12 protein-coding genes are annotated in these 14,446 nt (G+C 54.8%); 5 read left to right on the top strand and 7 right to left on the bottom strand.

The genetic code is table 11. From position 1 onward, the window contains the following. Positions 1–294 precede the first annotated feature (294 nt). Positions 295–975 carry an iron-sulfur cluster repair protein YtfE gene (gene ytfE / locus ABNT34_RS15220; RefSeq protein WP_348733112.1) on the bottom strand — a complete coding sequence of 227 codons (681 nt, stop codon included), beginning with the start codon at positions 973–975 and terminating at the stop codon, positions 295–297. Positions 976–1,473: 498 nt separating this feature from the next. Here ytfE and norR point away from each other — a divergent pair, with 498 nt between their 5' ends. After that, positions 1,474–3,051, top strand: a complete 1,578-nt coding sequence (norR, locus tag ABNT34_RS15215) for a nitric oxide reductase transcriptional regulator NorR (protein WP_348733110.1) — start codon at positions 1,474–1,476, stop codon at positions 3,049–3,051. Between the two features lies 1 nt (position 3,052). After that, entirely contained in the window at positions 3,053–3,808 is a 756-nt protein-coding gene (gene moeB, locus ABNT34_RS15210; protein ID WP_348733108.1) for a molybdopterin-synthase adenylyltransferase MoeB, read from the top strand. An 11-nt stretch (positions 3,809–3,819) separates the two neighbouring features. Here moeB and ABNT34_RS15205 read toward each other — a convergent pair whose 3' ends face one another. From ABNT34_RS15205 to ABNT34_RS15195, 3 genes are all read right to left on the bottom strand, one after another. Continuing rightward, positions 3,820–4,218: a putative zinc-binding protein gene (locus tag ABNT34_RS15205; protein WP_348733106.1), complete on the bottom strand. Its 399-nt coding sequence runs from the start codon at positions 4,216–4,218 to the stop codon at positions 3,820–3,822. Positions 4,219–4,613: 395 nt separating this feature from the next. Then, the gene (locus tag ABNT34_RS15200; RefSeq protein ID WP_348733104.1) at positions 4,614–5,816 is read right to left on the bottom strand and encodes an NnrS family protein; all 1,203 of its coding nucleotides are present in this window, start codon (positions 5,814–5,816) and stop codon (positions 4,614–4,616) included. Between the two features lie 27 nt (positions 5,817–5,843). Continuing rightward, complete coding sequence (locus ABNT34_RS15195) at positions 5,844–7,130, bottom strand: MFS transporter (RefSeq protein ID WP_348733102.1); 1,287 nt, start codon at positions 7,128–7,130, stop codon at positions 5,844–5,846. A gap of 309 nt (positions 7,131–7,439) precedes the next feature. On the opposite strand from ABNT34_RS15195, the gene ABNT34_RS15190 reads away from it, so the two are divergent. Together ABNT34_RS15190 and ABNT34_RS15185 are read left to right on the top strand one after the other, a co-directional pair. Next, on the top strand, positions 7,440–8,930 hold the full coding sequence (locus ABNT34_RS15190; protein WP_348733100.1) for a NarK family nitrate/nitrite MFS transporter: 1,491 nt from the start codon (positions 7,440–7,442) through the stop codon (positions 8,928–8,930). 1 nt (position 8,931) lies between these two features. Further along, a complete protein-coding gene (locus tag ABNT34_RS15185) occupies positions 8,932–10,731 on the top strand; it encodes a protein phosphatase 2C domain-containing protein (protein ID WP_348733098.1) in 1,800 nt (599 codons plus the stop codon). Between the two features lie 42 nt (positions 10,732–10,773). Here ABNT34_RS15185 and mog read toward each other — a convergent pair whose 3' ends face one another. Genes mog through ABNT34_RS15170 form a run of 3 tightly spaced genes read right to left on the bottom strand, consistent with a single transcriptional unit; the run spans position 10,774 to position 13,276 of the window. Continuing rightward, positions 10,774–11,313 (bottom strand): molybdopterin adenylyltransferase, encoded by a 540-nt coding sequence (mog, locus tag ABNT34_RS15180; protein WP_348733096.1) that lies wholly within the window; start codon positions 11,311–11,313, stop codon positions 10,774–10,776. Between the two features lie 32 nt (positions 11,314–11,345). Next, a complete protein-coding gene (locus ABNT34_RS15175; RefSeq protein WP_348733094.1) occupies positions 11,346–12,260 on the bottom strand; it encodes a U32 family peptidase in 915 nt (304 codons plus the stop codon). Between the two features lie 23 nt (positions 12,261–12,283). Then, positions 12,284–13,276, bottom strand: coding sequence for a peptidase U32 family protein (locus ABNT34_RS15170; protein ID WP_348733723.1), 993 nt, complete (start codon positions 13,274–13,276; stop codon positions 12,284–12,286). Positions 13,277–13,436: 160 nt separating this feature from the next. On the opposite strand from ABNT34_RS15170, the gene ABNT34_RS15165 reads away from it, so the two are divergent. Beyond that, positions 13,437–14,087, top strand: coding sequence for an SCP2 sterol-binding domain-containing protein (locus ABNT34_RS15165; RefSeq protein ID WP_348733092.1), 651 nt, complete (start codon positions 13,437–13,439; stop codon positions 14,085–14,087). The last annotated feature ends 359 nt before the right edge of the window (positions 14,088–14,446 follow it).

Here is a 14,446-nt window from a genome sequence, read left to right as displayed (position 1 = left end):
GCATGCCTCCGGTACCTGTTGGTTAAATCACAGGCAAAAAAAAACGCTGCGGGCAACCTCAAAACGGTGCCAGTCAGCGTCTTTGCTGTGGATCTTTAGTCTTTCGCCAGTTTGATGCTGGCAGAGACATTATTCAGGTTCTGTGCCAGTTGAACGAATAAAGATTAAGTGATTGAAAAATGGTTATTTAATGATGGTGGGCGCTGGCAGTCACGCTGGCGTAGGGCGGTTTTTTGTCCAATCTTGGTGCGAGTACGCACCAAGATTGTCTGCAGAATATCTCTGGCAACTCGTCTACTGACAAGAGCCACAGCAGCTGCCTTTTTGCGCGGCAGGCTCGACAAACAGAATTTCGTTTTCGAGCAAAATATGCTCCATCAAATCTTCTTTGAGTTCAGTCATACCCAGATATAAGGCTGTCCAGGTGTTGCAGGCGCCATCGGGCAGGACTAAGTCATGCGCCAGTTTCAGCATGTCCCCAAGCGCATCACCATGTTGTAAATGTTCATGTTGCATCACATGGATGGGGCCCGCCGGGTAAAAGCCGTTGCAGAGCATCGGGAACAAAATTTGCTCCTCTTTTAGCATGTGACTTTCCAGCTCCTGCAGCATGTGACTTAAGTGTTCGGCAAGGCCAGTCGGGCACTGTGGGTGGTCCGCATGGACCGTTTCAACGCGGCGTGCCAGACGCATCAGTTCAGGCAACTGTTCGCGGTGTTTCGCATGAAAACGCTGCAGAATATGCTGCACCAGCTCGGCAGGTTTGGCGCTGCGCCAGTCTTTGGCACCGATTTGTTGCTGTAGGGCCTGCAGTTGATTGAGGATAGCGGTGACGTCCAGACCGCGTTCGGCCGCAACTTCGGCCAAAGTGCGCGAACCGCCGCAGCAAAAATCCAGTTTGTACTGATGAAAGACGCCGGTGGCACCGGCAATAGTCGTGGCTAACTGACCCAGACTTTGGTTGGCATTAATCATGTGTTGACTCCGTTACAGACAGGTATTTCAGGCGTTGGCTTCTGGCGGAAACCAACAACCGCATGCATCAGATAATCAAAAGATGGGCCAAAACTACCACCTTTGATTTATATAGAGTTTTAACTGAGTCGGGTAAAATTAACCTGAGCGCGGTGCGGTGAAATTGACCCGGTTGGGTGGAAATGACCCGAGGCAGTACGGGGAGTGCGGAACACACAAGCGCCAATAACAGAGGACACCCACGGAATAACAGAGGACACCCACTGACACTACAGAATTGAGGACACCCTCAGATACTTAATCGAGGACATCCACCGACGCCGGTTACCAGGACACCTAAATAGAACGGGTTCCATGGACACCCACACAGTGAGTGCTATCCGGGCGCTAATCCGGAACGCTACTACCGCAGCGTTAATACCGCAGCGTTAATACAGGACACCCACGGACGCCGGTTACCAGGACACCCAAATAGAACTGATACAGGACCAACATAAAATGCTCGAAGAAAGTCTGATGGCCGATTTGGTGACAGAGTTACCGGTCGCGGTGCGGCTGGAGCGATTAGTCATCACCTTACAAGCTCATTTTGGCTGTCAGGCCGTCGCACTGCTGCAGCTGGAGCAAGGCAGCTTAAAGCCGGTAGCTTTTTGCGGACTCATGGCCGAAGTCCGGGGCCGGCGTTTTCATCTGGCGCAGCATCCGCGGCTGGCGCAGCTATTCGCAACCCGGCAGGTCGTGCATTTTCCGCCGGATCCACTGTTACCGGACCCGTACGACGGGCTTGTCGAGGGACTCGCCGGGCAGCCGCTGGCGGTGCACGACTGTATGGGCGTGGCACTTTATCTCGAAGGCCAGTGCTGGGGCGTACTAACGCTGGATGCCTTAACAGCCGGCACTTTCAGCCGGCTTACCGTGCTTGAACTACAACGGTTTTCTTTGTTGGTAGAGGCGATTATCCGCATCAGTCAGCTGGAGAATCAGCTGCGGCAGGCCCGGATCGCAGAGTTGGCTCAACCGCAGACGTTTGACCACAAAGCGGGACACAGCCAGGAGCTGTTAGGTCAAAGCGCAGCCATCAAAGCGGTGCTGACCGAATTAGATCTGGTGGCCAAAACCGAATTGCCAGTGTTGTTGTCGGGGGAAACCGGTGTCGGTAAAGAGTTATTTGCCAGAAGGTTGCAACAGCATTCGACCCGAAAAGACAAAGCAATGATTTATGTCAACTGCGCGGCATTGCCGGAAACGCTGGCCGAAAGTGAACTCTTTGGTCACAAAAAAGGCGCTTTTTCCGGCGCGGTGCAGGACAGAGCTGGCAAGTTCGAACAGGCTGGAGGCGGTACTCTGTTTCTCGACGAAATTGGCGAGTTGTCACTGGCGGTGCAGGCGAAGTTACTGCGAGCTTTACAAAATGGTGAGATCCAACGTTTAGGCAGCGACGAATGCCGCCGGGTGGATGTCCGCGTAATTGCCGCCACTAACCGCGATTTGGCGGCAGAAGTACAGGCTGGTAATTTCCGCGCCGATTTGTTTCACCGGTTGTCGGTGTATCCGCTTTATATTCCGCCGCTACGTTCGCGCCAGGGTGATATTGTGTTGCTGGCCGGGCATTATCTGGAATTGAACCGGGTGCGGCTTGGTGTGCGCGCCCTGCGGTTGTCGGTTGAAGCAGTGCAGGCGCTGGAGCAATACCCATGGCCTGGCAATGTGCGCGAACTGGAGCATTGCATCAGTCGGGCAGCACTCAAGGCCCTGTCGCGTGGGGCAAGCCGGCAGGATATCATCACGCTAACGCCGCAGTTGCTCGAACTCTGTCCTGCGACAGAATTAAGCGGCACAGGCACTGAAATGGCTGTGAAGTCGCCGGCGCTGCCGACAGGTGATTTAAAAACCGCTGTTGCTCAGCTACAGCGCCAGATGATCAGCGCCGCATTGCAGGCAAACTCTGCCAACTGGTCGCAGGCTGCCAGACAGCTGGCACTGGACCCGAGTAATCTGCATAAACTGGCCAGTAAACTGGGGCTAAAATCTGGTCGCAGTCAGCTCAATCTGAGCGATGCACCACAGGAAGATTAAGATGAAACAGCTGGATACACTTGCACAAACCCGTCGTTATAGCCGGCAGATCATGTTACCGGCGCTGGATTTGGCCGGGCAGGAAAAGTTACTCAATAGCAAAGTCTTAATCATCGGTATGGGTGGGCTTGGTTGTGCGGCTGCGCCTTATCTGTGTAGCGGTGGGGTCGGTGCACTGACGCTGGTTGATGGCGATACTGTGGACCTCACCAACTTACAGCGGCAAATTCTGTACACCGACGCCGATGTTGGGCAGTTAAAAGCCAAAGTGGCTGCGCAATGGTTGCAACGGCAAAATCCGGAGGTCCAGGTCCATGCGGTGTCGCAATTTGCCGATGTTGCCCTGTTGGCCGAGCTGGTGGCAACGCAGGACCTGGTCCTGGACTGCACTGACAATCTGCAGGTACGGCAGCAGATCAGCGACGCCTGTGTTAGGGCGAAAAAACCATTGCTGAGCGCTGCGGCGATCCGCTTTGAAGGCCAACTCTGCGCCTTTAAAAATGACGGTAGCGGGCCTTGTTATCGCTGTATGTCCCGCCTGTTTGGTGAGCAGCAGCTGAGCTGCCTGGACGCAGGCATTTTGGCACCTGTAGTCGGGCTTATCGGCGTGCAGCAGGCACTTTGGGCCATGTTGTGGCTGTCGGGCGCAGCCGATTTACCCTGGCATCAACTGCGATTGTTTGATGCTTTGCATAGCCAATGGCAAAGTTTTTCTCTGGTAAAACAACCAGATTGCAGCTGTGCCAGCGTGAAATAAACGGGGCTTTTCTAATGCAAATGGCTGGGGTGCTGCGACAGTAACTCACTCTGAATGTGTTGCAGCAGCTCGTAGGCCGCACTCAACGAGCAGTCCTGTTGCCGGGCTTTTTTATAGCCAAAGGACGTCACTTCAATATGCCAGGTCGGCACCACATCAATAGTTGCCAGCGTGTGTCGCACGCAATTCAGTAGACAGCCATCAAGCGCCAATACAGGCCGGCCGGACTGCGCAACTTTGACCAGCGATTTGACTCTGCCACCAATGCCGGTGATACAGGACATTTCGGCGATGCCTTGCCTGTCCAGCACTACAGCTAAATCATTGGTCAACTGCGCCACATTGGAGCAGCCGGAGCAAGCATAAACTAATGGTTTATTGTGGCGTGCCTCAGCGGTTTTTATCGACATGCTGCAACTCCGATTTGATGGACAGGACTTAGTCTGCAAGTTGTTTGGCAAACAGGACTTGATTTGAATCAAGCCAGTATTGCAGTTACTCATTCGGAGGTAGGGTGCTTGGACACCCACCTGAAAGGGAGCTTGGACACCCACTCGAATTACTTTTGCTTCGAATAGGGAGCTTGGACACCCACTCGAATTACTTTTGCTTCGAATGGATGGGTGTCCAATATTGAATTCTTCTGCTCCGAGTGGATGGGTGTCCACTGTTGCATTAGGTGGGTGTCCAAAACAAACCCTATTGAATGAGGTGGATGTTCAATATTGAATGAGATGGATGTCCAAAACGGCTCTACCGGCTGCAGCGGTGGTGATTGCCGCGCAGCCATTTGGATAAAGCACCCTCAGCCGGGGTGACCGTCGGCGCGGGGGCTGGTCAGAATTTGCCAGTAGTTCAGTAAAAACAAGCTAAAACCGAATACCCAACATAAGGCTGACAACAACACACCGGTCTGATACCAGCCGGCTGATAACAGCGGCAACAGTACCCGACAGAGCACCGCGGCAATCAGCGCTGCAAATCCAAGCGGCATCCAGCGGGGGGCTTTTAGCAGCCGGCCGGTGTGGCCAAGCGAGACTCGCGACATCATCGATAAAATCATCGCGCCCATAGCGCCCACTGTCAGCGTATGCACAGCGAGGCTTTGTGTCACCGCTAAACCGGCGTAACGCGCCGCGAACAGCGCAAGCCCGACCGGGATACACCAGTAGGCGATATGCAAAGACCATAACAGCGGCTCCTGCCAGGTGATCCAGATTTTCCAGCGCGCGGCTCTGACTGCCAGTAACAAGGCGGCAGCGCCACACAACACCGGCGCAATTTGCGGGGGCAACCACAGTTCTAAGCGTAAAAAGTGATAAAAAAACACCAGCCAGCAGGCGCCAAGCGCAGCCCGATCCAGCCAGATAATCGAAGGCACCCGGGCCGTGCGGGTGCCGTTAGCGGTAAACATCGGCAGCACGCGGCCACCGACAATCGCCATCACCATAGTGATCAGCAGCACAGCACTGACGGCGCCATGAGTTTGCAACTGCTCATAACCCGGCAATAAGCCAAGCCACATCAGCGCATTACAGATAGTCAGCACCAGCAGCAGCGGAATAAAAAACAAGTTGCGGTACTGGCGTGCCGCCAACAAAGGCCGGGCGAGCAGCACTGCCGCCAGTGGCAAAAAGGTTAAATCCAGCAACATCAGCAGCGGCCACGGCAACTGAATGGGGGCGGCATTGGCCAGTCGTGCCACTAACCAGCAGCCGACCAACAAAGCCAGTGGTTTGCCGTGTGGTGCGCGCAGACCAGTCCAGTTTTGCATTGCCGTCAGTAAAAAACCGGCCACCACAGCACTGCCAAAGCCAAACACCATTTCGTGGCTATGCCAGAACACCAGCGGCAGTGCCGGTTTAAGCTGCAACCAACCGGCCAGAATCGCGCCCCACCAGCCGATCGCGAGCGCAGCAAACAGCGCTGCACCCAAAAATAGCGGCCGAAACGCCAGGCGCAATAACACCGGAATTTTCTGTTCCTGGGCTAAATCGGTAATTTGCATAGGGTCCTCATTGATAACGGCGTTGTTCTACTTTTCTAAGAAATCGTCAGCTAAGAAATTATCAGCGCGGGCACGGGCCAGCGCGCGCTGAAACTGTTCACGCTGGTTGGCAAAAAACATCAGGATCATACAAAACGCCAACACGCCGTACAGCAGCATAAAACAGCCGCTGTAAATGCCAAGCAAATCCTGCGACAGACCAAACAGCACCGGCAGCGTAAAACCACCGGTGGCGGCAACTGCTGACACTATGCCGGAGGCGGCGCCAAATTGTTGCGGGTAATAACGATACAGCAGGCTGTACACGCTGGCGCGACCAAGACCTTGCGCGATGCCGACCACAAACAACAACGAGGTAAACAGCCAGACATTAATTTCAATATGCAGTGCGACTTTGCGGTCAATACCGCTGATCACCAAATCAGTGGGCGGATAACTCAGGAAAAACAAACAGCCGAGGCAAATCCAGAACACGCCCCAGTTGATGGTTCTGCTGCCAAAACGTTCCGCCAGATAACCGCCCAAACCACGCACCATACTGGAAGTGGCGACAAAAAACAGTGTAAAACTGAGCGCCTGACTCATCGGCAGCTGATAGGCGGTCATATAATAATGCGGCAACCACAGCAGCAGCGCCAGAAAACAGCCAAACACAAAATAATAATACAGCGAAAAACGCCAGATCCGGCTGTCACTCAGCAGCGGCAGCCAGGTGCCGGCGACTGGGGTTTCAGCTTGCTCCACAATGCCTTGTGGTGAAACAGGCGCCGGACAGCCCCAGCTGAAAACCAGCAACACCAGCATATTCAGCACGGCAAGAAAAATGCCGGCATCGAGCAACAAAGTGACCTGGTCCGCGACCAGACTGGCAGCCAGTAAAGACAGAGCCGCCCCGGCATTGCCAATACCGAAGACCCCAAGGGCAAAACCAGCCTGTGCCGGTGCAACCAGCGCGGTTAAATACCGGGTACCTAAAGTAAAACTGACGCCGGAGATACCCAACCACAGGCCACAACCGACATAACCGGCAAAAGTCTCGACATGACTGAGCAGCAATAACGGCGGCGTTTGTAGCAGTAACAACGCCTGCCACAAGCGTCGCGGACAATAGCGGTCTGCCAGAATGCCGGCCGGCAGACGCAGCAGTGCGCCGGTCAGCATCGGGCTGGCCAGCAGCAGCCCCAGCTCAGTGCCGCTTAATTGCCACTGTGCCTGCAGTAATAAGCCGGCGGCGGCATACCAGGTCCAGACTGCAAAGCACCAGCCAAAAGTCATAGTAGCCACCGATACCGGGCGCCAGGGCATTCTGCTCATCAATGTTTCCAGCTTGCCACGAAGAGTTGTCATGCTATCGCAACCGCTCTGAACGCGCTGTCCGAGTAAAGAGGTACTCCGCAATTGCCTGGGTGGCCGGCCTTATAAATTCCGCTATCTCTTTGGGGGTAACATTCGCTGAAACCACGGGGTTTTGCTGCAGATGCGCCACTACCCACTAGTGGGTATAGCTGTTTATATTCAATAAGTTATTCGCAAAAACCTTTGATGTCGGTCAAAGGAAATGTCCATTAGGCTACCTAAAGTGAAGCTGAATTGATAACGACTGGTTTCCCAGTGGAGGACATTATGGCGAGTAACGCCCAAGGGGGCGCCGGCAAGGTGGAATTACTGAACTTTGCTGACCCGAAGATTAAAACTTTACATTTCACCTGGTTTGCGTTTTTTCTGACTTTTGTAATGTGGTTTAACCACGCGCCGATTCTGGCCGATCTGAAGCAGGCGTTAAGCCTGACTGATGCGCAAATCAAAGCGCTGCTGATTTTAAACGTTGCTCTGACGATCCCGGCACGGATTGTGGTTGGTATTCTGGTCGACAAATTCGGCCCGCGTATTATGTACAGCGTGCTGCTGTTTTTATCGTCGATTTTTTGCCTGGGTTTTGCCTTTGCCACCAGCTTTGAAAGCCTGGCACTGTTCCGTTTTTTATTGGGTTTTGTCGGCGCCGGTTTTGTCATCGGCATCCGGTTGGTCAGCGAATGGTTTCCGTCGCATCAGGTCGGCACGGCAGAAGGCATTTATGGCGGCTGGGGCAATTTTGGTTCTGCCGCGGCAGCCATGACCTTACCCACCATTGCGCTGATGTTTGGCGGCGCTGACGGTTGGCGTTATGCGCTGGCGAGTGTTGGGCTGTTTAGCATGGGCTATGCGCTGGTGTTTTATCAGTTTGCGCGCAATACACCAAAAGGCTCGGTGTATTTTAAACCGAAAAAATCCGGCGCCATGGAAGTCACCAGCTGGGGCGATCTGTGGTTGTTAATCCTGATGAATATCCCGATGTATCTGGCGCTGGCGATGCTGGCGTGGAAGATGTCACCGGCCGGGGTCAGCCTGTTCAGCACCGCCTATATGGAAGCGATTTGGCTTGGGCTCATCGTGCTGTTTGTCGTGCAAACCCATCAGGTCTGGCGCGTCAATGCTGAGCATTTACGCCAAGGTGTACCAGAACACGAAAAATACCCGTTTAAACAAGTGGCGATTCTGGATATTGCCTATTTCACCACTTTTGGCTCTGAACTGGCCGTGGTGTCGATGCTGCCGCTATTCTTTCTGGAAACCTTCAGCAGCCTGACGCCGGTCACCGCTGGTTTATTGGCCTCGGGTTATGCCTTTATGAATCTGGTATCCAGACCACTGGGTGGCTGGTTTTCTGACAAATTTGGCCGGCGCAAAAGTATGGTGCTGTTAATCGGTGGTTTAGCGGCAGGTTATTTACTGATGGGCACCATCAACAGCAGCTGGCCTATTGCCGCGGCCGTGATTGTCTGTATGGCCTGTAGTTTCTTTGTGCAGGGCGGTGAAGGCGCGGTGTTTGCCATAGTGCCGCTGATTAAACGGCGGATGACCGGGCAAATCGCCGGCATGGCCGGGGCTTATGGCAATGTGGGGGCCGTGGTGTATCTGACGATTTTCAGCTACGTCGACTATGCGACTTTCTTTTATATGATTGGCGGGACAGCGCTGATTGGTCTGGTGTCGGTGCTGTTTCTGGCCGAGCCAAAAGGCCATCTGACTGAAGTGGATGAAGACGGCAACGTGCATCATATCCGGGTCAGCTGAGATGAACAGCACTGCAATGATCACAGCGATGAATATGGCGGCAGACAGCGTGCCGCCAGTCACTGCCGATCAGCAGTTGCAGGTACTGACCGCCGGCCTTTGTGTCGCTGGCGGGAAAGAACCCAATGAGGATGCGATTGGCCTGGCGCCGGTCTTGTTGCCGGCTATGTCGGCGCATCTTCAGCTACATAAAGGCATAGCGCTGGCGCTGGCCGACGGCGTCAGTTCCGCTGAAGCCGGCGCCAGTGCCAGTCAGTTTGCCTGTGCCAGTTTTATTGCCGACTACTACAAAACGCCGGACAGCTGGAGCACTGCACACAGTGTGTCGACAGTGCTGACGGCCATCAACAGCACCTTATACCAACGCTCACACCACTATCAGCAGGATGACCGTGGCCATTTATGCACTTTCACTGCACTGGTGCTGAAATCGGCGACGGCGCGCTGGTTTCATATTGGTGACAGCCGCTTATATCTGCTGCGTCAGGGCCAGTTGCGTCAGCTCAGTACCGATCACACCACAAGGTTATCGGAAAACCGCCAGTTTTTGGGGCGGGCGCTGGGCATGGATGAGCAGGTGCAGTGGCAACACGGTACAGTGCCATTGGAAGTTGATGATGTGTTTTTGCTGTGCTCTGACGGGCTCAGCGATTTTGTCACTGATGCGGATATCGCGGCACTGTTGTTGTCTGGCGTTGATTTACCGCAACAAACCGATGCACTGCTGCAGGCGGCAAAACACAGCGACGATAATATCAGCTTGATCCTCGCCAAAGTGACGCAGCTGCCGGTGCAGTCGCTGGATGATTACAACGAACGGCTGACCCGCTTGCCGCTGCTGCCGGCGCTCGACGCTGGCATGAAAGTCGATGGCTATCAGGTGGTGCGGCCGCTGTTTGCCAGTGCCCGCAGCCATTTGTATCTGGTGCGCGATTTGGCTGACGAGGCTGAATACGTACTAAAAACGCCGTCGCAGAATTTTGCCGACGATGCGGCTTATATCGAACGTTTTATCCGTGAGGAATGGGTTGGGCTTAAAATTGACCATCCCGGCGTGGTGCGGGTTTGCCAGCAACAGCGGCCACGGACTTTTTTGTATTATCTGATGGAACCCTTAGCCGGCGATTCGCTGGATTGTTATCTGGCAACCCAGCCGCAGCCGCTGCGGCCATCCACCGCTATTGCGCTGTTGCGGCAAATTGCCGATGCGCTGGGGGCTTTTCATCAGCTTGGCATTATTCATCAGGACTTAAAACCGGCCAATATTATGCGCCTGCCGGACGGCACGCTGAAAATCGTCGATTTTGGTTCGGCCTTTGTGCCGGGTCTTGCCGAGTTATATTCGCCGCTGACGCAGGAGCTGGCGCTTGGCACGGCCAGTTATTCCGATCCGCATTATCTGCATGGCCATAATTCCGGCGAGCAGGGCGATGTGTATGCACTTGCGACTATCGCTTATGAGCTGTTCACCGGCGCTTTGCCTTATGGCGACGCCGTGGAAGATTGCAGCTCGCTGGCGGATTATCAGAAGCTCAGATATCACAGTGCGCGTAGCCGCAACAGCCGGATCCCATTGTGGTTCGACCGCGCTTTGCAACGCGGAGTCAGCCTGGATTTAAGCCAGCGCTATTTGCATATCAGCCAGCTGATGCAGGATTTACAGCAGCCGAACCCGTTGTATTTACACGAAGAAGTGACCTTAGCGCAGAAAAACAACAAACTGCTGTTCTGGCAGCTGATGAGTGGCTTCTGGTTTGTCACTTTTCTGCTGCTGATTTGGCTGTTTAGTCTGCGCGGCTAAGCGGCTATTTGTTTAAACGGCTATTCGTTTAAGCGACCCGGCTCAGGCTTTGGGCCGGAACACCGGCATCACGGTGGGATCCGTTTCCAGATATGGCCCCTGCATCAAATCGATGCAATATGGAATGGCCGGAAATACCGCATCCAGACACTGGCGGATAGCGCTGGGTTTACCCGGCAAATTGACAATCAGGCTTTGCCCACGCAGGCCGGCGGTCTGGCGCGACAAAATCGCCGTCGGCACATATTTCAGCGATTCGGCACGCATCAGCTCACCAAAGCCCGGCATCATCCGGTCGCAAACTGCCTCTGTGGCTTCAGGCGTCACATCACGAATGGCCGGCCCGGTGCCACCGGTGGTGACCACCAGACAGCAGTGCTCAAGGTCGGTCAGTTCAATCAGCGTTTGTTCTATCAGCGCCTGCTCGTCCGGGATCAGCCGGTACACCGGCTGCCAGGGCGAAACCAGATAAGCGGCCAGCGTGTCCTGAATGGCCTGGCCGGAAATGTCGGCGTAAATCCCCTGTGAGGCGCGGTCACTGACCGTCAGAATACCAATGCGGATCGGAGCCTTTATCGTCATCTTGTTCTGCTCTTTGCTATGTAAAAATCGGTTTATTCAATACTTTGTGTCTGCTGGCAAAAACCGGCCAGCCGATGCCAGTAGCCATTGACTTCATCGGGCTGCAGCGGCGCTGCTTGTGCGCTGCTGAACTGTTGCAGCTTGCTGAAGAAGCCCTCCGGCTCGGGGCTTAAACGTACATAATGCACGAAACCCTGCATCGACGGCAGGTCGTTTTGCAAATTGCAGCGGGCGCCAGATTGGGTCTGGATGCCGTTCAGCACAAAAAGCGGCTGACCGTCCTGACTGGTACTGAGCCGGCCGGCCGGATATTTGATACAGCAAAGCTGACAATCATCTTTATGCCGGTTTTCTGAACGCGCGGTGAAACAGCGGCCCGACCAGGCGAGTGGCAGATGGCCATAGCCAAAGACTTCTATTTCCAGCTGCTGGCGGATGGGCGTGAGTCCGGGCTGCGCCAATAAAGTCAGCAGCCAGTCACGTGACATTTCGACCGGCACCACCCAGCGGCGCATCCCAAGCTGCCACAGTTTCAGCACACTTTGTTCGTTATACAGACTCAGCGCCGCGCCGCCGACAAAAGGCAGCTGCTGGCTGGCCAGATAGTGCGCGGTACCGACATCGTTGGCTTCGACCATAAACTGGCCTTGTTGCGTCAGTTGCTGTAGTGCACGCAAATCGGCCTGACTTTCCAGCAGCGTAAGGCCGGACAACACCACTTGTTTGCCGGCTTCGCGCAGCATCTGCGCGGTTTCAACATAATCAGCAAAGCTGAATTCACGTCGTTTACTGCAGACGGTTTCGCCGAGATAAACCAGCTGTGCCGGGCTTTGTGCAACCTGCTGATAAAACTCCCGGACCTGCGCTTTGGGCCAATAATACAAAATGGGTCCGATACTGGGCTGCGGGAAATCGGCTGGGGTTGTAATGCCGGCTGCATGGTTCACTGCAGAAACTCCTGATACAAATGCTATTTCCAGTGGCGGTGATAAGCGCCAAGCGTGGTCTGATTGCCTTCGGACAACCCGGCCAGCACTTGTTGCCAGCTGGCGTCGGTTTGAAACGCCATGGGGTCAGTTTTGACCCGGTCAATGGCGGCCCGCCAGACGCGGGTCAGCGCGCGCACATAAGCCGGACTGCGCTGGCGGCCTTCAATTTTCAGCGAAGCGATGCCTTCGCGATGCAGTAGCGGCAGCAGTTCCAGCGTGTTGAGGCTGGTGGGTTCTTCCAGCACGTGATAACGCTCGCCGTCAACGTCAAAGCGGCCTTTGCACAGCGTCGGATAACCGGCGGTTTCATCAGCGTTAAAACGGTCAATCAACACGTTATTGAGGCGTGATTCCAGCTGGCCGTCCTGTTCCTGCCAGCGCACAAAAGCGGCCGGTGAACAGGCGCCGGCGGTATTGGGCGACTCGCCAGTCAGGTACGAACTTAAATAACAGCGGCCTTCGGCCATGATGCACAGGCTGCCAAAGGCAAACACTTCCAGCTCAAGGTTGGTCTGGCGCGCTAAGGCCCGCACTTGTTGCAGCGTCAGCACCCGGGGCAGCACAGCGCGGCGGATGCCAAATTGCTGATAAAACTGCAGCGCCGCCAGATTGGTGGCACTGGCCTGCACCGACAAATGCAGCTCGGCCGCCGGATAACGCTGCCGGGCGTAATCCAGCAGTGCGATGTCGGCCAGAATGAGTACGTCGGCGCCGGCATCCACGGCAATATCAACGGTTTGCTGCCAGCGGTTCAGCTCACCGGGGTGGGCAAAAGTGTTGATGGCGACATGCAGTTTACGCCCGGCCTGGTGAGTGTAGTGCACCGCATCTTTGAGCTGCGCCGGCGTGAAATTAAGCCCGGCAAAATGACGTGCGTTGGTGTCATTGTTGATGCCGACGTATACCGCATCTGCGCCTTCAGCAATTGCTGCTTTGAGTGCCGGCATCGAACCGGCCGGGCACAGCAGTTCCAGTAACGGTTTGGTGCCGGCTTTTGCGCTTGATGTTGGTTCAGGCTGGCTGGCTATGGCTTGTGGACTATCCATGCAGGTTTACCTCTTTAGCCTAATGGGCGTGGGCCAGTGGATTTGGCACTATGGCGGCATTATAAAGACGGCAGCGCTGAGGTGGCGGATGCAAAACGGGTATCAGCTTTTTACGCCCAAAGGGGTATGGCAGCAGTTGTTAAATGTGGTTCCGACGCCGCAGAGCCCGCTTGGGCAATGGTGCTGGCGCCAGCGTCATCATGCGCAGCAATTGGTGCAGCTGGCGGAGCAAAAGTTGCCGGCTTGTCTGCGTCAGGCTTTGCTGCGCCAGTTGTTGCAACAGGTATTTGGCGCTGTGGCAGCGCGTGGCGAGCTGGATTTTTTACTCGGCCGCCGCCTTGGGGTAGAAGTGCCGGACCTGCAGATGCATTACGAGCTGGGCCTGGACAGCCAGCGCCGCTTCTGGCTGCTGCAGGCCGGCAGACCTGTCACGAACGCTACTGCACCTGATGCTGCGAAAAAGGGAGCTTTGGTGCAGGGGGCGATAGAAGCGGCAAGCACAGCTGAAGCCGTATTGTTTCGCGCCAACAGCACAGAGCTGTTGTTACTGCTGACCCAGCAAGCCGACCCGGATACATTATTTTTTCAGCGTCGCCTCAGTATCAGCGGTGACACTGAACTGGCGCTGCAACTGAAAAACTATCTGGATACGCTGGAGCCAGACAACCTGTTGCCTTCTGCAGTCATGTTATGGCTGCAGGAAATTGTAAAAACGAAGCAGGCGACGATGCAAAACTAGCTGGAGCCAGGCGTTTTCTGCAGCAGTGTATCGCGGCTCCGTGTTTGTTGTATTGAGTTGAGCTGGCAACAAAACAGCTATGATGTCTGGATAGTAGGTTTGGGCCAGAAGCGGATATTTGCAATAGGGAAAAGGCAATGTCTGCTAAGAGTTAATTGCAGCCATCGTACGGCGACGCTTCGCTTGCCGGTACCTACGATCTCAATTAGCGAGTAGGTACGAGCAAGCGATAGCGCCGTCGTACAGAACGTTTCACCAATGCCCACAACAGCAGCAAAGCGGTCATTTAGTTTTTCCGAAAATCAGGGATTTTTAGAGCTGCTTTTCGCTTAAAAGCCGCCAGCTCCAAACCCCAACAA

The organism is Rheinheimera texasensis, from assembly GCF_964031785.1.
GTDB lineage: Bacteria > Pseudomonadota > Gammaproteobacteria > Enterobacterales > Alteromonadaceae > Pararheinheimera > Pararheinheimera texasensis_A.
Note: the sequence above shows the minus strand (reverse complement) of the source record. Positions and strands in the feature narration are given on the sequence as shown.